The organism is Prosthecochloris marina, from assembly GCF_003182595.1.
Taxonomy (GTDB): domain Bacteria; phylum Bacteroidota; class Chlorobiia; order Chlorobiales; family Chlorobiaceae; genus Prosthecochloris; species Prosthecochloris marina.
Genome location: NZ_PDNZ01000005.1, coordinates 115,907 through 134,654 on the forward strand (window position 1 = coordinate 115,907; position 18,748 = coordinate 134,654).

Here is an 18,748-nt window from a genome sequence, read left to right on the forward strand (position 1 = left end):
TTCCATTCTACAATTGCCACAGCGGAAGGCCGGTATCTTCATCGATGATTCTGTTGAAAGCAAGCCCCTCGAAAGCTTCGATCACAGTTTCGCATGCAAACACTATGGTGCCAGGAGCGAGGTGACCGCCCTTTACATTACCTTTTTCGTCTGAAAGCGTCAGGTGGGCATGAACCATCGGTACACCATCACGCAAGGAGACGTTGCCTATCAGTGACGTGATTTCATGGGGAGCGTCGATTGTGAAAAAGTCATATTCTTTGTGTGTCTGGTCGTAATAACCAAGTGTTGCTTTTTCAACGGCTCCAATTGCTTCCACCCTGCCGAGACGGATATTGTTTTCCCTGCAAATAACACTTATGGCTCCGAGAAGATCGTCTCCCCGTTTGAGCTTGCCCATATGGAGTGATCTGGAAGCGACTTTGTGTATTCTTGACATAGTAATAGTAGAAGTCTTTGGGTGATCAAATGAATGAGCTGTTGAATGGGGTGGAGGCTGTAGTTTTTAATTCATGTAAAAAAAGATAATGAATCGGGTTGCCAGGAGTTGTTTTCAACACTTGATACAGCGGACAGAATAGCCGCTTTCAGCCGGGCCACCTGTATGAATGACCTTGGAATCGAAATACCCAAGGACTTTTATTGATGTGCAATTGTTATTGAAAGATGTGGAGGACCAGAAGTAACTATAAAGTCCTAGGTGGCGAAAGTCCCCGTAAAGACTGCGAAAACCAGCGGGTAGAGCAGAAAATCCGTTGCTGTTTGTAGCTCCGCTGTTGGGTCTTTTCCAGTACTTGACTCCTTCATGTTTCATGGCTCCGCCAGCTCTGTCGTTACCGCCGAGAAAGTCAATCAGTTTCTGCCAGTCAGAATCTTCAGGAATACGCCATCCCTCGGGTGCCAACCCTCTGGGGTCATTGACAGCATGCCCGTTGTACAAATAGCCGAAATTCTTACTATACCCTTTTTCCCCTTCATACTGGCACATGGCGCCTGTTGTCGAATTACTCCACTTACGAGGGTTTTCAACCTGGGGTATTGGGTCACCGTTCCTGTAGCAGGTTACCTGCAGGTTTGAATCCATCCATACCTGCGAACCGATTGCTACGGAAGAGTAGGCTGAAAGCGTCTGCTTTGGCATACTATTTCTTTTATGTTCGAGCGTTCTTACTGACTACGTCGAAAAAAGCAATTTTTTTATTGTCCCTTTCGAAGGCTGGGGAGGGACATCTGTGCAACGGTAGATAAAATAGGTAATTACATTATTTATGCAAAATGGTCTGGCTGATTGTTGCATTGATAATGGATATTACTGCATAGTTATCTCATTTTTTCCTTTTGCATTGCGCAGCATTCGTTCAAAAATTTCGATAAACATGAGGGAAAAGGCAAATTCAGTCGTGTCAAATCTTTGTAAAACGTGATACCCATTTGTTCTGTGGGATACTCAAAGGGGGATCGCCGTAAGCGGGACTGTTATGGTGTTTTTGCTTTGTAGGTTAAGAATCCCCATGCAGACAGGGCTGTAGAGATAACGAAACCAACCCAAGAGGCGGAGAGTGGAACGACAAAGCTGTCTATTATAATAATTGTTTCTGTTACCAATACTCGGTAGAGGTGAAGGAGGGCAACAAGAGCAAACAGAATAGCCGATATAGCGATGTACCCTTTTGAGCCACGGATTCCCCACGCGCCAAGGCAAAGAATGATGCCAAAAACAACCCACGACCTTCCAACCGGCAGCATATAGTCACCTATTGCCACATCCCATCCCATGAGAGCGCGAACCAAGTGGAGTAGAGCTACCAGGATAAACAGTATCGATGAAACAATGGTGTAGTAATTTTTATTCATCATGGTTTCCTTCTCGTATGGATTTCACGGCCGATTTCCTTGTCGGGAAATTTTCTGCCAAAGTCAAACCGTCTTATTATCAATAACGGTATTCCGATTGACAGCAGGAGTAGAAATATGCCCTGAAGAAGACGTTTCATTTTTCTATTGGTTACTGTCGGAGGTGAATCTTGATGATAATATACTCTAATTCTTTCTGATAATTACCTAATGCAGGTCATGGAATCTTTGGACATCGCTGATTTTCCTTTTTGCCGGATGATCGGTGAGGGTAACTTTAAAAAGCATGTTTCGAAAGAGCAGATAAGGCTATGAGCAGGTCTGTAACCTGTTTTTCCAGCTCATCGGTCTGGTTCGAACGGCAACTTTCTTCCAGGGTCTCGGCTGTCTGTCTCAAAGGCTCTGCGCCAAAGAGTGCGGCATTGCCTTTCAGCTTGTGTGCTTGTGCTCGCAAGTACTCGATATTTTGTTCGGCAAGGGCCTTGTACATCGAAGTTTCGATATCCTGAAACTCATCGAGGAACGTTTTGAAAAGGTCCTCTATGTCAGCCGCTGAAAGGCCCATCGACTCAGGTGAGGGTGCCAGGTTAAATGGCGGCAAGGTGCAATCAATCGGCTGTTTGAAAGGTGATGAAGAGAGCAGCTTTTCAATTGAAGCCAGTAAAAGATCCGGATTTTCGGTTTTAAGCCTGAACTCATCCATCCCAACGGCTTTTGCTGTTTCCTTTTCTTCCTCGGCGCCGCTCAGACCGATTATCGGTAGCCTGCGTAAACGATGATTTTTGCTTGTGCGGAGTAAACGGGTCAGTTCCAGGCCATCCATCTCGGGCATCCGGATATCGGTGATCAGCAGATCGAACTCGAGTGTCTGAAGCATATTCCAGCCCTCTGCTCCGTTTTCAGCTAACGCTACCTTGAGGCCGGTGTCGGTCAGATTCATGGCGAGCAGTTTTCTATTCAGAGCCGAATCATCGACTAACAGTACCCGTGAGCTTTCAATCAGATTGTTTTTGAGGGATTTGTGTGTCCCTGTCATGAGAGCCTCGTGTAGAGCGTTAATTAATTCAGCCTGGCTGCAAGGTTTCGCAAGCAAAGCCTGCATTCCTGCCTTTTCCGACATTGCTCCTGCAATGTAGGCGGGTTCAGTGCTGTGGGCGATAATAGGGGTGGTAACCGCTTCTGCGCCGGCTTCTCCACATCGCAGCCGCTCGGCAGTTTCGTAACCGTTCATTTGCGGCATGTTCAGATCCATGATGATGAGGTCGTAACGATTTTCTGCCGCATATACCATGGCTTCAAAGCCATTTGCAGCCTCATCGAGTGCTACTTCAAGAGGCAGGAGGTATTTTTTCAGCGTCATTCGGTAGAGCGGTTCGTCATCGACAATCAATAACCGCTTTCCACGAAAATCAGGCAAAGCGTTGGCTATAACATCGTTGTTATGGCGGGCCAGATCGTTGTTGCTTACAACCGGAAAAGCAAGGGTAAACTCGGTATATTTTCCTTTTTCCGAGTCGCAGGTGATGTTTCCGCCGAAAGCTTTCATTATCCGTTTGCAGTATGCCAGCCCTAAGCCGGTCCCCTCTTGCTTTCCTTTTGTGTGAAAACTGTCAAAAATGTGGGGTAGATCCTCTTTCGCGATGCCTGGTCCTGTATCGCGAAAAAGAAGATAGTTGTATTCAGTGCCAGTTTTCAGACGGATCTGGATCTTGCTATCGGCATGGTTCCTAAAATAGTAAAGAGCATTTTTCAGCAGGTTGAATAAGACAAAAAGAAAGAGAGTCTCATCAATATGGAAAATGAACGACTCACGAGTATCAAAGTGTATCCGGTTTCGCTCACTATCCGAATCATAGCCATACTCATCGAGGGCCTTTCGTGTGATCCGTGATGCGGAAAGATAGGTATAGCTGTCAGTGGTGATTGGTTTTTCCCGTATTTCGCCGAGAACCATGTCAATTACTTGTATACCTCGTTTTACAGCCATCTGCCCATGTGCTACATTTTGATACAGTCGGTTGAGTGATGCCTTTTTGATCGACTGGGTAAGTTGTTCTGTATGAAAAGGTGGCAGCAGTTTTTTGATGCTGGTCAGGCAATGACGAATTTGTCCAAGTGGATTACGCATTTCATGAGCGATGCTGCCGGCGAGGGATTGCAATGCCCTATTTTTTTCCTGGGCCATTGCTCCCCTTTTTGTCGTATAACTAAAAAGCAGTGCTAAGAGTATTGCCATTGGGATAGGAAGCATATACTCTATGACTTCGGTTGTGAGGACTAAATGAGTTCCTGTTGAAAAAACAAAACCTGCATAGGCGACTGATATGCCAAAAACCATCAGAAACGTCATCAGGAAATAATTAGGTACAAATATTATGAATACAAGAATCATCATGGTTTCACATACCAGCCACATTCCTGAAAGATTGTTCATCAGTGTCAGGAAGGTAAAAACTATTGGCAGTGTAAGAGTTAACCATAAATACCAGTAGAGATTTATCCATGGTTTGAAGCTTGAGGGATAGCTTTTGTAGAAAAACAAGGGAATGAAGGTTATTGCTGAGGCAAAACGAAGTAGAGGCGACTCATAGGGTTGTGGAAGGATAGCTGTCCATATCAAGTAGTAAAGAGGGTGCGCCCAGAAGCCGACGTATCGTGAAATGTCTATCGTGAACTCGTTGCGTTCATAATCTTTTCGGAAAAAATCAAAGCTTTTTTTTAATAGGTTTGATATGGGGGTATGCTTGAAAACCATGATTGCTATTCTCCTCTAAGAGTACAAAAACCATAATGTTTGTAGATAGCCTCTTCAGTGTTCAATACGGTTCCTGAACAGATATCCTGTTGTATTTTGAGATGATGTTTTTCGGCAAGAATACGGATGTTATTATAACCATTAATGAATGATTCTCCCATTTTACGCATATTTTTCATGAATTCTTCAGCTTCTTTGATGCTGGTAGCATCCTCTATAAGATCTTTGGATACATAGTCGAACCAGATACAGGAGCCGTAAGACATTATTTTTTTGATAGATGCAAAAATGGTGTTGATGTCTTCATCCTGAAAATACATTGATCCTCCTTCCCAGATAAAGAAGGTCGGTAGAAAAGGATCGAACTTGCATTTTTCGCGTAATGCTACATCTATAGGTTGGAACTGGAGATCGATATCAATGCTTTGTGTCATTTTATTTTTGCAGTAGTCGAAAATCCGTTTTCTTTCGTTCAACATGACTGGTAAATCAAGGTCATAAATGAAAGCGTTTTCAATATTCAATCGCCAAAATCTACTGTCATAACCTACACCTATATTCACGACATTAAAGAGGTCTGTTTTCTTAGAGAATTGTGTTACGATTTTGTCGAGGTGCAGTGTTCTTGCCGCAACCATATTTTGCAGTTGCGGAGTATTTATACTAAAACGTCTGGCTAGGGTAATGCCGTGTTTACCTGCCAACATGAAAGCGTAAGGATCATCAAATCGTCTTTCTCTATTAGGTTTTTCCTGTTCCAATGCCCGTAGACCGGCAATAAGTTTTGCGGTTGTTTTTGTTTTGTACTCGTAGAGTGCATTGATTTTAGTAACATCAAAGGCATTTCTTTTCATACCATTAATATCCTGCGTCCAGTAAGTGAAGTCAGCTTCTGCGACAAGCTTTTCACCGTTAAACATTTTGATCGGAATAGTAACTACTACTTTGTCACTATTTGCAAACCTTTTTGCTAAATGATCCCATTTGTCTTTTTCGATTTTTGCTTTGCAGGTCAAATTGTGGCAACTGGGAGCAAACCAATGAATAAAGGCTTTTGCTCCCCACATATAGGCGGCACTATCATTCAAAGATGGCCAGAAGCCAATTACAGGTACCATGTGCAGTAGAGATGCAAGAGCAAGGCCTCCTGTATAATCGGCAGCAAGAAGCATTAAAGCTGCCTGATGAGAAATGTGCTGATTCGATGCGTTGGGGGTTAAAGGGAGGACGGTTTCTGTGTAACCACGTTTAACGGCTGTGATTTTCCAGTCAAGAAAGTCCAGTATAGGGACTGATTCATGAAAAGATTCTGTCAAAGAAGCAAGATTGAATCGTTTCTCACGATCTTGTTCCCATGCATCAATTGAGTGCAGTAGGAATGCAGTGTTAAGGTGGAGACTCATGGTGTGTTTTACTAATTAAGTCGAGGCAGGTTTGCAATGACTACCATTGTGACGTCCTCTATGGTGATTAAGGGCTAGTCATGTACAGGAAAATGTAGCGATCTTTATAAAAGGGCTTAAACCCTTTTTTGTTACTGTTACTTAAACAATTCCTGATGGTTTTAGCGAAATGGATAGCCGAATATCGTTTTGGAAACTTGTTTCTCTTTACGAGCCCAAACCGGTATAACGTTTTTTGCTGCTCGATGTTGTCGGCAACAGTATGAATGGCCTGATCGAACAAACTGAAAGCCCGCTTTGGCGGATGGTCGGCGAACTTTTCCGAGTGTATGAACATGGAGGAGATGACATATGGTTTGGGTTACTCTTTATGAAATACTGCAGCGATGTTTCTCTGTTTTGTGAGATTTTTTTTCTTTTTTAGGTAATTTTTGGGGAGAAGTTATCAAAAGGATGTTTTGGTTGGTGATGTTGGTAAAATATTAAGGAACTTTTTCCTGATTATCTTTATTTGTTCGTCATGAGTCGGAGGTTTACACCAACATCCTTTTATAAATCTTGAATGGAGTTCTCTTATGCATAAAAAAAATTCATGCTGCTGCCAGAAGCCTGAAAACTTGAAAAGTACGCCGGAAGAATGCACGCCTGAAACCATTAAGCAGTGCCACGGGGAAGAGTCTTCCCATGCATGTGTACCGGAGGACCAGAAAGAGCGGGAAAAAAAAGATAAAGAAGAGTAATCTTTCTACAAAGTTTTTACATCGAAAAGAGGCACATTCATTAGTCCTGTAATCAGTTTTTATGTCGCTGCCATCGGGCTTGATCAGTGAAATACGGAACAACTATTTCACGGGTTAGCATGACTACTCTCTCCATGTCATCCTCGGGCTTGACCTGGGGATCCATCTTCCGATCAAAGTCAGTATGGATGCCGGATCAAGTCCTGCATGACTTTTTAGGGAGATTGGGTGCCGCTATCCCTGTGAAATCCGAACTTCTGTTTCACAGCTCGGCATGACTCTTTGCCGGAAACGTATGCATGGTGATCGATTGTCGTGAAGCTCTGCTTTTGAGTCTGCCTCATTTGTTTTTCCGGCATGTGTATATTTCCGACTCGGATGTTTTCTGCTGATTTTCCTTTTAAGTCCTATAGTTTCTCTCATTTTCTCTGACGTGCTTTTCATTCGATTCTACAACCATGTCTCGATCTGTTTGCGGTTATTATTCATAAAGACCTGCATATGTTTTTCCTTGTCGTACTTTTGCTGTGACGCTATATTTTATTCTTGGGTGATGAGTTAATGTCAATAAATTCTGAAAAGGCGAAAATGACTGAAAATTTGAAAAAATCTGTTTGTTTTTTTGTCCTTTCAGTCTTTTTGAAAATAAGTTGATAGCTGAACGGCTTGTTCCTCCGAACGGCGACTAAAAGGATCTGTTGTTGTACGATAGAAAGTTTCTGATTGTCTCTTGCGCTACAGTGAATTTTTGCGAACGCTTTGTTTCAAAAGAGGCTGGGCTTATGAGCTTTGTGATGAATACACGTTTGTCTATATCATCGTGTTTGAGCATGCTTCAGGATTTTTTGTTCATGACTATGAGTTTGCAAGGAATGTTTTGAACCGAAAAAGAGAGGCGTTTGTCACAAAACACCGAACAAGGGAGCAGGTTTGAAATAACGATAGTCAATCAGGTATATGCAGAAGGCGTTGGCGGATAGTGTTGTGGTATTGGATTTCGAGACGACAGGATTGTCGCCGCAGTACGGGGATAGGGCCATCGAGATCGGGGCGGTGTGGCTCGAAGAGGGGAGGATTGTCGAGCGTTTTCAGAAGCTGATGAACCCGGGATTCCGCATCAGTCGGTTTATTGAGGGGTATACCGGTATTACCAACGAAATGCTCAGTGGCCAGCCGCGGTGTGAAGAGGTGATGGCCGAGTTTTCGGAGTTCATTGATGGCCGTAATATTGTCGCCCACAATGCGTCGTTCGACAAGCGTTTTCTGGATTCAGAACTGAAACGGGTGAACCGGGCATACAAGGGCGACTGTTGCTGCTCGCTGCTTGTGTCGAGAAGGGTGTTTCAAAATTCACCGAACCACAAGTTGCAGACGCTGTTGTCGCATGCGGGTGTGCCGAAGACGGGAGATTTTCACCGTGCGCTTGCCGATGCCGAGATGACGGCGTATCTGTGGTTGTCGATGATCGAGCGGATTCGCAGGCAATACAGGATTTCCGAAGTATCCTTCGACCAGATGAGCGAGCTTTCGAAAATCGACAAGCTTTATACTCATCGGTATCTTACTTCTCTTGCAGACACAAGCGAAATATAGGGGCGAGTCGGTTCATGCCTGATCGATCTGTTTGAGGATTTCCCGTAACGAACCGGCAGTTGTCAGTTTTTCCTCGTCGGAGGATGCGTTATAAAAGCCGACAATGGCCTTGCCGCCGATATTGATCGGTGGGTATTCCTTTTCGGCGAGCATCGGCATCAGAGAAAGGATTTTCGATACGGTTTCCTTGTCCATGCCGTTGATTCTGCTGACGATATCTTCAACGATACATGACGCTGCTTCGCCGTCCATTCCCGCCACATAAGCCGCGCTTTGTACTGCGCCATACTGGAAGCCGAGCACGGCAAAAACGACATCCCGGTTCCTGGTTTGTTCAAGTCCTGCCGGGCATTGCCCGATCGCTTCGGCGAGAAACTGCAGTGATAGTTTTGTTACAGCTTCGATGTTTTCTTCAAGGGTTTTGTGCTTGGTCATTGAATCAGTATCAGGGAACAATGTTTTGTAAGGATGGCGGTGGATATGGGTGATCGCCCTTGCTCTATTCAGTGTTATCATAAAAATAGCGATGGGCAAAATCCAGGTTTCAGGTATGAATGCGTATCTTTTTCTGCTAAAATTATTTATGTGGTTTTGGCGTTTATACCTGCGAGCTTTTTCACAGTATACTTGAAATCGACGTGAAGAAAAAATAGGGCTCAAAAAAGGAAAAAAGGTTTTTTTGCTAAATGAAAACGTACAAGGCTGATCATAAAAGTGCAAGGCAGTGCAGAGTATGAAATATAAGTTGCTGGTTTTTGATTTTGACGGGACGTTGGCTGATAGTGAGGTAAGTATCATGGAGTCCCTTCGGCTGGTGGCAGAGGATTTCGGGCTTTCGGGGGTTGATAAGGAAAATGCCCGGCGGAGTATCGGTCTGTCACTGCAGCATACGATTGAGGTAGGGCTTGGGCTTGAGCCTCGGCAGGTGCCGGAGGCGGTCGAGTTGTACCGAAAGCACTACAATGAGGTTGCCTTCGGGTTGACGTGTCTGTTTCCAGGGGTGAAAGAAACGTTGGACCTGTTGCGACAGGATTTTCTACTTGCGGTTGCGTCCAGCAAAAGCAAACACGGTCTTGTGGCCATGATGCGGCATCTCGGGATTTTTGAACGTTTCTCGTTTATCGCCGGAGCGCAGGATGTGCAACAGGGAAAGCCGGCTCCCGATATGGTTTTGCTTGCATTGGAAGCTCTGAATGTTCTCGCGGGCGAGTCTTTGGTTATAGGTGATACAATTTATGATATCGAAATGGGGCAGCGGGCAGGTGCGGATACCTGTGCGGTTACCTATGGAAACAATTCCACGGAAGAACTTCGTAGTCTCAACCCAACGTTTCTGATCGATTCGTTCGAAAGCGTTGTATCGTTAGTACAGGCTTGACATTGTCCTGTTCATAAAGATCCCTGATATGTACATATGGAATAACATGAACTGAGGGTGGTGTTCGGGAGGTAAAAAAAGAAGAGTTTCTGTATTTTCCGCTTACAAGCAGAAGCATTATCGAAAACCTCTTGAGGTGAACAAGGATGATAAATACTCTTTCACTTTTCAAGGATTTTGCCCGTTATACAGGCTGGGCAGATGCGATGGTGTTTTCCTCTATCAGAAAGTGCCCGGATGCCGGTAATGATGAGTCCGTGCTTGTGAAACTCCGGCACAACCATATGGTGCAGCATGCATTCCTCAATGTCTTCGAGCAGGAGTTTTTCGACCCTGAAGCAACTCGTTCGCTTGACATGGCTGAGCTCGAACAGTTCGCTATGAACCTGCATCGGAGAGCTGCAAGCTACCACGAAGCGCTTGAGCCGGATATGCTCGATGCTGTCATTGAGCTGCCCTGGGCGCAGCAGTTTGGTGAGAAAATCGGATTCGAGGTGCGGAAAACAACACTTGCAGAGCTTCTTGTGCAGGTATTCTCGCATACAACCTATCATCGTGGGCAGGTAAACGCGAGGCTTCGGGAGCTTGGTACAACTCCACCCGTGACCGATTTTATCGTCTGGGTCTGGGCGAATAAACCTGCTGCGTCATGGCAAGGTTAGCCATCGAAAAGAGCGTGGTGCCAGTATGGAAAAGTATGATCAAATAAAAAAGCGGTTTTATGGCTCAACCTATGAATCTTGAAGTTGTTGTCAGAGATGAAACGCAGCGTGATGTTCCTGTGATAACCCAGGTTACTATCGAGGCGTTCAGGGAGATGGAAATCAGCGATCATACGGAGCAGTTCGTAACCGAGGCATTGCGTTCCGCAGGAGCATTGACTGTATCCCTCGTGGCTGAAGTAGGTGGGCGTGTGGTAGGGCATATTGCATTTTCACCCGTGACTTTTTCGGATGGTACTCCTGATTGGTATGGTCTTGGACCCGTATCGGTCCTGCCGGAGTACCAGCGGCAGGGTATCGGTAGGGCTTTGATTCGGGAAGGACTGTCACGACTGAAAAAGATAGGGGCCTTAGGGTGTTGTCTTGTTGGGCATCCTGAGTATTATCGGCGATTCGGGTTTGTTAATCCGGTGGGACTTATGCATAAGGGGGTACCGCAGGATGTTTTTTTTGTTTTGCCTTTCGGGGAGCATACACCAGAGGGGATCGTTACGTTCCATAAGGCATTCGAGGCTGATGGCCGTTGAGGAGGGTTGAACGGTTGAGAAGCGTATTGTGGCTTTAGCTGCTGTGTTGTCTTTGTTTTTTTGATTTTTTTTGTTTTTTTACTGCGGGTCAAATGACTTTTTTTGGCGCAGGTGCTGTGTAATTGTTTAGTGCTGCGGCAGTCGAGGTGCGATTTTATGAAAAAACTGATAAACATATTCAAGGAACGAACCAAAGCTATTCCTGCAGAAAAGGCAAAAGCTCTCGGCGGAGCCGTTGCGCTCGCCGGGCTTTTTTCGATAGGTTTTATGATAAAAAGTCATATTTCGCCACAGCCTCGCCAGAAGCTTGAGCGGCGCAATAACGAATATGTAAAAACCCTTCAGAGCGATGAAATCGAATGGCTTGCCCGCAATATCTACCATGAAGCCCGGGGGGAATCATGGGAGGGTATGCTTGCTGTCGGCGTAGTGACTCTCAATCGCGTCAAATCAGCGGATTATCCTGATACGATTGAAGAAGTAGTCAAGGAGTACAAGCAGTTCAGCTGGTTCTGGGACGGTTTACCGGACAGGGTAGGAGATCGTGCAGCCTGGAAAAAGGCAAAAACGGCGGCGGCTGAAGTCATGCTCAATCCTGACCTTCCTCTTGCAAAGAAGCTCGAAGGTGTTACGCATTATCATGCCGATTATGTTTCTCCCTACTGGGCTGGAGCTAAAAAAGAGGTCACCACGATCGGGAGGCATGTGTTTTACATGTAAAATTTTCAAAGTTATAGATAAAGTGGTCTTAGAGGAAGCCTCCTTGCAGCAATCAGATGCAAGGAGGTTTTTTCTTTTGGGGCAGGTTGTTACTGCTTCGGGTTGAGAGTGGATGAGATACCCGACAAAACATCCTGCACGAGCTTGAGTGTCGAGGTTGCTGCCCCGGTTGCGATAGAAACGCCGAGGTTAGCGTATTCCTGGGCTGCATTGGTGACGTTTGTTGCTCCGTTGATCACATTGTCTGCCGCATTCTGTGTCGTGTTGCCAACCGCATTGAAGAGGTCGGAAAAAACGCCATTGCTGTTTTCTGCCATAGCTGTATCTGTTTATGGTTTGAAGTGCTTTTGAACTGGGATATGTTGGTAAATATAGCACAATTGGCTAAAGAAATAATGCGGATTTTTTCTGCACTCAAAATATCTTCCTGTATATTGATAGATACCTCTAAGCAGAGATTAAAACCAGGGGATAAATTGGCTATGAGTGAGGATATTCTCAGATTGGAACCACAGGAGGTCTGGAAATATTTCTACAGTCTGACCAAGGTGCCTCGTCCCTCCGGCCATGAAGAAAAAGTCAGGTCGTTCATTGCTGATTTCGGTAAAAATCTCGGATTGGAAACCACCGTTGACGATATTGGCAACATCGTCATCCGGAAACCCGCCGTTACGGGCTTGGAAAGCCGTGAGGGTGTTGTTCTGCAAGCTCATCTCGACATGGTACCGCAGAAGAACGGTAATACGGACCATGATTTTGAGCACGATCCGATCGAGGCGGTAATCGACGGCGATTGGGTGCGTGCCGATGGGACTACCCTTGGAGCCGATAACGGCATCGGGGTTGCAGCTGCAATGGCAGTGCTTGCATCTACAACACTGGTACATGGTCCCATAGAGGCATTGTTTACCTGTGAAGAGGAGACAGGCATGACCGGCGCTTTCGGCTTGAAGGCCGGACAACTGAGAGGCGGAATTCTGATGAACCTGGATTCGGAAGATGAAGGTGAGCTGTTTATAGGGTGTGCCGGCGGTCTCGAGGTTACAGTGATCCTCGATTACGACAAACGTCCTGTCCCCGAAGGGCATGCGGGATTCATGATCGGGGTTTCGGGATTGAAGGGGGGGCACAGTGGCATGGACATTCATCTTGGGCGCGGAAACGCTAACAAGATCATGAATCGCCTTCTTTACTATGGTCATGAGCGCCATGGCCTGAAGCTGGCCTCGATCGAGGGCGGCACTCTCCGTAATGCCATCCCTCGTGAATCGAAGGCGACCGTTGTTGTCCCTGCCGAACAGTCCCGGTGTTTTCTTGACGAACTTGCAATGTTTTCTCAAATCGTACAACGCGAACTTGCAGTAGTGGATTCAGGGCTTCGTGTCATAACGGTTCCTGTCGAGACGCCAGAATACATTATCGAAAATTCTGTCGTTTCCCGCTTTCTTCATATGTTCTATGCGTTGCCGGACGGCGTGATGCGCATGAGCGACGAGGTGCCCGGTCTTGTGGAGACTTCCAACAACCTTGCTGTTGTTGCTTCTTGCGATGGAGCGTTGAAGGTTGAATGTTTGCTGAGAAGCTCGGTTGACTCGGCCCGGGACGATCTTGGAATCATGATCCGAAGTGTTGCCAGGCTTGCCGGAGCAGAACCGGTGCTCAGTGGAAGCTATCCAGGTTGGAAACCCGACCCCGAGTCAACGATTCTCAAAAGCATGCGGGATGTCTACAAAGCGAAATTCGGAAAAGCCCCGGAGATAAAAGCGGTTCATGCTGGTCTGGAATGTGGAATTATCGGGTCTACCTATCCTGGGCTCGACATGATTTCTTTTGGTCCGACTATTCGTTACCCTCATTCTCCGGATGAGAAGGTTCACATCGCCTCTGTAGGAAAATTCTGGAATTTCCTCGTGGAAGCGCTCAGAAACGTACCTGAAGTGTGAATTGCCAAGAGAGTTGACAGCTTCGAGAAAGAAAGCGGGCCAATCCTCGAGACATTGTTGACGGGCATGTGATTGGATGGGAGCGCTTCTATATTGCTGTTTGTTCCTATAGGCTTGTTTTGTAACGGTTTGCTTTTTTTGTTTCATCTCTGTGAAAGCGTAATTGCTCAAGATACGGTTGTCCATGCAGCTGCTGCCGAGGAAAGGGAGCGCCTTCACTATGGGACAAAAAGGGACAGGGGTTTACAACTCTGATTTTTTTCAAAACCCAAAAAAGGAGACGTGTTATGTCACCAAGCGAAATGAACAACTTCGGGAGCATGACTAACGAAGAGCTGGAAAGGCTTCTCGAGACAAATGCAGCGATGAGGTTCGAGGATGGAAACCGGAAGTGCTCGTTTACAGAGGGGCCGGTAAATCACAAGATAAAAGGTTCTCCCTGGTTTGAATGGTTCAAGGATGTCCAGACCGCTTGTCAATTATGTGGTAAACCGGCAGTTGAAAAGCATTACAAAAAGATGTCGAATGCAAACTGTTATCAGTGGCAATGCACCGAAACCCAGCCGCATGCAGATCATAACGTTGAGCTTGTTGTCTGGGATTGTGTCCAGAATCTCAACGAAAACAAAAAAGAACTGGAAAAGACTTGTAATTGCAAGTGAACAAGCAAATTGTGTTTGATTTTTCAGAGGTGTTTTTGTCAGAACTTTCTTATTGCACGGAGAGATTCAGCATGCTGTTTCCCGAAGTCATGCCGGGCGTAATGCGGCGCTGAATCTCTTCGAGAGTCATGTCGGACCAGATCCGGCATCCATGGTGAAAAACAGGAAAGTCACTGGATCCCCGGGTCAAGCCCGAGGATGACGAGAAGAGAGGCTTATGCCGAGTATAATGGTGATATCCGGTTCCCTCGAACTCATACCTGGCGCAACAAAATGCGGCATCCAAATTTTTCGAGAGTCATGCCTGACCAGATCCGGCATCCATAGTGAAAAACAGGAATGTCGCTGGATCCTCGGGTCAAGCCCGAGGATGACGAGAAGAGAAGCTTATTCCGTTTATAATGGAGGTGGTCAACTCCCTCCAGAATCAGCCATGGGAGTAGCTGTGCTATTAATGAGAGTGCTTAGTTTCGCCGGTTCATTATCGTAATGAAGTAAAGCAACTGCATGATGGCCTGTGCCGCTGCGGCAACGTAGGTGAGAGCTGCAGCATCGAGCACGGCATTGACTCCTTTAAGCTCTTGTCTGGAAACAATGCCTTGCGAAACGAGGATTTCTTTGGCCCGTTTGCTTGCGTCAAACTCGACCGGCAGGGTTACCAGCGCAAAAAGAGCCGTTGCTGCAAAGAGCAGTATTCCTGTCCAGGCAAGAGTCGTTCCGAAAGATCCCGCAATGAACATGCCGACAATGAAAATGATCGGCCCGAGGTTGCTGCCAATGGAAACGGCCGGTACCATAGCTGAACGTATTTGAAGAGGAATGTATCCTTTCTTGTCTTGCAAGGCGTGTCCTGCCTCATGGGCGGCTACACCGACGGAGGCGATACTGGGAAGCTCGTAAACCTGTTCGCTCAGGCGCAGCTTTTTACTGCGCGGATCGTAATGGTCAGAAAGCATGCCGCGTGTTTCTTCAACATCTACATTGCCGAGACCGCTTCGGTCGAGAATCATACGGGCAGCCTGCGCTCCGCTGATGCGGTTTGCAAGAGTGACCTGGGAATATTTATTGAATGCCGATTTTACCCTGAACTGTGCCCAGAGGCCCAGGAGCAGGGGGGGAAGCGCGAATAGAAAGTATAAAGGATCGAAATAAAACATGTATCTGATATCGGTTTTGTTGTAAAAGGGTTGGTTTTACCTCATGCAATAATTAAAAACTTTCCAAATTGCTTTTAAAAATTAGACGACGGAAAAGATGTATTCCGGCGTCTCTTTTGTTAAGCTTATGGGGTTTGCAGGGGATCATTGGGTTGTGAGTGTTTTATCTTGGATTTTTTTCGTCTGTTGAGAACCATTGCAAGTTTCAGCATGACAGATCTCGGAAGCAGACGTCCGCTTTGTACCAAAATCTTGTTTGCAAACCCGGGGACGGTATAGAGTTTGTTTTTTTGTAAAGCATTTATTGCCGCTTTTACGACCTGTTCGGGTGGCCCGACAGGCATTAACGTCTTGTGAGGATCAATTCCGGTTTTATCGAAAATATCGGTTTCGGTTAGTCCAGGGCAAAGAGCCAAGATCCGTATGCCTGAGTCTTTGAGTTCCTCTCTGATCGATTCTGAAAAACTGAGAACGAATGCTTTTGTGGCAGCATAAACTGCGTTGTACGGAATGCCCTGGAAAGCTGTGATCGAAGAGAGGTTGAGAATTTCTCCCTGATTTCTGTGTTTCATTTCAGGCAGAAAAAGATACGTGAGCTTGATGAGCGTGAGAGTGTGCAACGTGATCATCTTTTCATGACTTTCAAGAGGTTGAGCGTCAAAGGCTCCGTCAAGGGCGAAACCTGCATTGTTTACCAGCGTTCTTACCACAAGCTGTTCACGTTTGCAGAAGTCAAAAACCTTCTCCGCGCTGTCTGGAAAGGAAAGATCCTGTTGGAACGTTCGGACATCAACGCCGTACGTGTTGCTTAAAGTGTTTGCGAGGGCATCGAGTTTTTCTCTTGATCGGGCGACAAGGATGAGATTGTTTCCGCGGGATGCATACTCTTCCGCAAAAACTTTTCCAATTCCCGATGAGGCTCCGGTTATCAATATGTGTTCCATATGTTTCTTTTGTTGTGTGGCTCAGGTGTCGATACCGTGATGATAGGGCGCAAGCTAAAACAGATACAAAAAGGAAGATAGCAAATATCCAAAAGCGGATGATAACATTTACAGGAACAGAATGCGGGTACAAAAGGTTTGATTATATTTACATAGAGATTCACAGCGTTGCCGCTGTTCAATAGAAATAAAATCATTTTTTTGAGCTGCCATGGCCCGAATTCTTTCACGAAAAATTTTTTTCTTGTTTGCGTTCATATTATCGCTTGGGGTTGTTTTCAACATTTGCGATTTGTCTTACGCAGCAAGGGACGATGGCCGAAAGGTAGTGTACCTGCTGTCTCTTCAGGGTACGGTGAATCCAGGCAGTGCTGATTTTTTCGAACGTGCCATTGATGAAGCTGAAAAACAGGGCGCTCATGCAGTACTGGTTGAACTCGATACACCAGGCGGTCTGGTTTCTTCCCTGCGCAGTATGATCCAGCGTGTTCTTGCGTCGCGTGTTCCGATAATTGTCTATGTGGCTCCCCAGGGAGCGCAGTCAGCTTCAGCGGGGGCTCTTCTGACTATTTCCGCTCATGTTGCTGCGATGTCGCCTGGAACGGAGATCGGTGCAGCAAGCCCGGTCGGTCTTGGCGGTGGAGGGGGTGAGGGTGATGACACCATGAAAAAGAAGGCGGAGAATGATCTGGCGGCATTTGCCAGGAGCATAGCCGAAGAGCGGGGCAGAAATGCGGACTGGGCCGAAAAAGCGGTGCGCGAGAGCATTGCTTCCAGCGCGAATGAAGCGCTGAAAGAGGGTGTGATCGATTTTGTTGCTGCCGACCGTAACGAACTTTTTGCCATGCTGGACGGCAAGCAGGTTGAAACGATCGATGGTGAGGTGACGCTTGACTTGAAGGCTGCCATTGTGGAAGAGTTTACACCAACCTTGCAGGAACAGATTCTTATCAAACTGGCTGATCCTAATCTTGCCTATATTTTTATCATGGTTGGTTTGGCCGGGCTTTATTTCGAGCTTGCCAATCCCGGTTCGATATTCCCGGGTGTGCTGGGAGCGATTTCTCTTCTCCTTGCGCTTTTTGCACTTCAGGCTTTACCGGTCAATGTTGTTGGCTTGTTGCTTATTGTACTTGCTGTAGTGTTTTTTGGGTTGGAGCTTTTCGTGGCAAGTGGAGGAATCCTTGCCATAGCAGGTCTTGTTGCATTGTTTGTCGGGTCTCTCATGCTTTTTAATACCGCTGAAAGTGGTGTATCCATTTCCATGGCGGTATTCCTGCCGGTGTATATCAGCGTTTCGGCAGCTATGCTCGTCATTATTTGGCTGGTAGCAAAATCGACGAGAATGAAATTGACTTCCGGCCCTGAACAGCTGCTTGGCGAGGAAGGTAGGGTGATTCACGGGATCTCGCCTGGTGAGCCTGGAAAGGTTTTTGTTCACGGTGAGATTTGGGAGGCGGTGAGCGATGAGGTGATTCCGGAAAAGGAGGCTGTAAGGGTGAACGGCTTGAAAGGGCTTGTGTTACAGGTAACCAAAAAACAGGAGAAGGCATAATGTCAACCATCAATCTTATACCAATCATTTTTCTTGCAGTGGCGTTTCTTGTTTCTGCAATCAAAATTCTAAGAGAGTACGAACGAGCCGTAATATTCAGGCTCGGGCGTGTTATCGGTTCAAAAGGGCCTGGAATCATTATTCTTATTCCTTTTATCGATAAAATGGTGCGGATCGATATGCGTACTGTTACCCTGGATGTTCCTCCTCAGGACGTCATCACAAAAGATAATGTCACGGTCAAAGTAAGCGCAGTGGTCTACTTCAGGGTAATCGATTCCATCAAGGCTATTGTCGATGTCGAAGATTTTCATTTTGCGACCTCTCAGCTTTCTCAAACGACCCTCAGAAGCACATGCGGTCAGGGGGAGCTGGATCACTTGCTTTCTGAAAGGGATGAGATCAACGAACGGATCCAGGCAATTCTCGACAAGGATACGGAGCCCTGGGGTGTGAAGGTGAGCAAGGTGGAAATCAAAGAAATTGACCTTCCGATAGAAATGCAGCGCGCTATGGCCAAGCAGGCGGAAGCCGAGAGAGAGAGACGTTCAAAGATTATCAATGCCGAAGGTGAGTTTCAGGCTGCAAAACGTCTGAACGAAGCTGCTGCGATTATTGCTGAAAACCCCAGTGCTTTACAGTTGAGGTATTTGCAGACACTCCAGGATATTGCAGCAGAAAACAACTCAACGACGATTTTCCCCATACCGATCGATCTTCTGAGACCTTTCATGGAAAAAGGAGGAGGGAAGTGAAGAGTGGTATAGATTTGATTTTTCAACAATGAAAAACCTC

19 protein-coding genes are annotated in these 18,748 nt (G+C 46.2%); 10 read left to right on the forward strand and 9 right to left on the reverse strand.

The genetic code is table 11. From position 1 onward, the window contains the following. Window positions 1–7: 7 nt before the first annotated feature. The 5 genes from CR164_RS08275 to CR164_RS08295 form a co-directional block, all read right to left on the reverse strand. Window positions 8–439 carry a PPC domain-containing DNA-binding protein gene (locus CR164_RS08275; protein ID WP_110023455.1) on the reverse strand — a complete coding sequence of 144 codons (432 nt, stop codon included), beginning with the start codon at window positions 437–439 and terminating at the stop codon, window positions 8–10. 114 nt (window positions 440–553) lie between these two features. Then, window positions 554–1,141 carry a fibrobacter succinogenes major paralogous domain-containing protein gene (locus tag CR164_RS08280; protein WP_110023456.1) on the reverse strand — a complete coding sequence of 196 codons (588 nt, stop codon included), beginning with the start codon at window positions 1,139–1,141 and terminating at the stop codon, window positions 554–556. Window positions 1,142–1,476: 335 nt separating this feature from the next. Continuing rightward, window positions 1,477–1,857, reverse strand: coding sequence for a hypothetical protein (locus tag CR164_RS08285; protein WP_110023457.1), 381 nt, complete (start codon window positions 1,855–1,857; stop codon window positions 1,477–1,479). Window positions 1,858–2,131: 274 nt separating this feature from the next. Further along, window positions 2,132–4,609 carry an ATP-binding response regulator gene (locus tag CR164_RS08290; RefSeq protein ID WP_110023458.1) on the reverse strand — a complete coding sequence of 826 codons (2,478 nt, stop codon included), beginning with the start codon at window positions 4,607–4,609 and terminating at the stop codon, window positions 2,132–2,134. A 5-nt stretch (window positions 4,610–4,614) separates the two neighbouring features. Beyond that, on the reverse strand, window positions 4,615–6,012 hold the full coding sequence (locus CR164_RS08295) for an SAM-dependent methyltransferase (RefSeq protein ID WP_110023459.1): 1,398 nt from the start codon (window positions 6,010–6,012) through the stop codon (window positions 4,615–4,617). Window positions 6,013–6,587: 575 nt separating this feature from the next. Between CR164_RS08295 and CR164_RS13100 the strand changes: the two genes are divergently transcribed. Continuing rightward, entirely contained in the window at window positions 6,588–6,752 is a 165-nt protein-coding gene (locus CR164_RS13100; RefSeq protein WP_167392940.1) for a hypothetical protein, read from the forward strand. A 957-nt stretch (window positions 6,753–7,709) separates the two neighbouring features. After that, window positions 7,710–8,345, forward strand: a complete 636-nt coding sequence (locus CR164_RS08315; protein ID WP_110023463.1) for a 3'-5' exonuclease — start codon at window positions 7,710–7,712, stop codon at window positions 8,343–8,345. Between the two features lie 12 nt (window positions 8,346–8,357). Here CR164_RS08315 and CR164_RS08320 read toward each other — a convergent pair whose 3' ends face one another. Then, window positions 8,358–8,780 (reverse strand): hypothetical protein, encoded by a 423-nt coding sequence (locus CR164_RS08320; RefSeq protein ID WP_110023622.1) that lies wholly within the window; start codon window positions 8,778–8,780, stop codon window positions 8,358–8,360. A gap of 298 nt (window positions 8,781–9,078) precedes the next feature. Between CR164_RS08320 and CR164_RS08325 the strand changes: the two genes are divergently transcribed. The 4 genes from CR164_RS08325 (at window position 9,079) to CR164_RS08340 (ending at window position 11,692) form a co-directional block, all read left to right on the forward strand. After that, entirely contained in the window at window positions 9,079–9,723 is a 645-nt protein-coding gene (locus CR164_RS08325; RefSeq protein WP_110023464.1) for an HAD family hydrolase, read from the forward strand. Between the two features lie 146 nt (window positions 9,724–9,869). Further along, window positions 9,870–10,385 (forward strand): DinB family protein, encoded by a 516-nt coding sequence (locus CR164_RS08330; RefSeq protein ID WP_110023465.1) that lies wholly within the window; start codon window positions 9,870–9,872, stop codon window positions 10,383–10,385. 71 nt (window positions 10,386–10,456) lie between these two features. Then, on the forward strand, window positions 10,457–10,972 hold the full coding sequence (locus CR164_RS08335; protein WP_110023623.1) for a GNAT family N-acetyltransferase: 516 nt from the start codon (window positions 10,457–10,459) through the stop codon (window positions 10,970–10,972). A 156-nt stretch (window positions 10,973–11,128) separates the two neighbouring features. Then, entirely contained in the window at window positions 11,129–11,692 is a 564-nt protein-coding gene (locus tag CR164_RS08340) for a cell wall hydrolase (RefSeq protein WP_110023466.1), read from the forward strand. 89 nt (window positions 11,693–11,781) lie between these two features. Here CR164_RS08340 and CR164_RS08345 read toward each other — a convergent pair whose 3' ends face one another. Further along, window positions 11,782–12,009: a hypothetical protein gene (locus tag CR164_RS08345; RefSeq protein ID WP_110023467.1), complete on the reverse strand. Its 228-nt coding sequence runs from the start codon at window positions 12,007–12,009 to the stop codon at window positions 11,782–11,784. Between the two features lie 165 nt (window positions 12,010–12,174). Between CR164_RS08345 and CR164_RS08350 the strand changes: the two genes are divergently transcribed. Next, a complete protein-coding gene (locus CR164_RS08350) occupies window positions 12,175–13,635 on the forward strand; it encodes an aminoacyl-histidine dipeptidase (RefSeq protein WP_110023468.1) in 1,461 nt (486 codons plus the stop codon). Window positions 13,636–13,922: 287 nt separating this feature from the next. Then, entirely contained in the window at window positions 13,923–14,297 is a 375-nt protein-coding gene (locus CR164_RS08360; RefSeq protein ID WP_146204153.1) for a hypothetical protein, read from the forward strand. Between the two features lie 464 nt (window positions 14,298–14,761). Here CR164_RS08360 and CR164_RS08365 read toward each other — a convergent pair whose 3' ends face one another. After that, window positions 14,762–15,454 (reverse strand): zinc metallopeptidase, encoded by a 693-nt coding sequence (locus tag CR164_RS08365; protein WP_110023472.1) that lies wholly within the window; start codon window positions 15,452–15,454, stop codon window positions 14,762–14,764. A gap of 125 nt (window positions 15,455–15,579) precedes the next feature. Next, on the reverse strand, window positions 15,580–16,398 hold the full coding sequence (locus tag CR164_RS08370; RefSeq protein ID WP_110023473.1) for an SDR family NAD(P)-dependent oxidoreductase: 819 nt from the start codon (window positions 16,396–16,398) through the stop codon (window positions 15,580–15,582). Window positions 16,399–16,642: 244 nt separating this feature from the next. Here CR164_RS08370 and CR164_RS08375 point away from each other — a divergent pair, with 244 nt between their 5' ends. Continuing rightward, a complete protein-coding gene (locus tag CR164_RS08375) occupies window positions 16,643–17,953 on the forward strand; it encodes an NfeD family protein (RefSeq protein ID WP_239994512.1) in 1,311 nt (436 codons plus the stop codon). After that, complete coding sequence (locus CR164_RS08380; RefSeq protein ID WP_110023477.1) at window positions 17,953–18,708, forward strand: slipin family protein; 756 nt, start codon at window positions 17,953–17,955, stop codon at window positions 18,706–18,708. The genes CR164_RS08375 and CR164_RS08380 overlap by 1 nt, the downstream gene beginning before the upstream one ends. The last annotated feature ends 40 nt before the right edge of the window (window positions 18,709–18,748 follow it).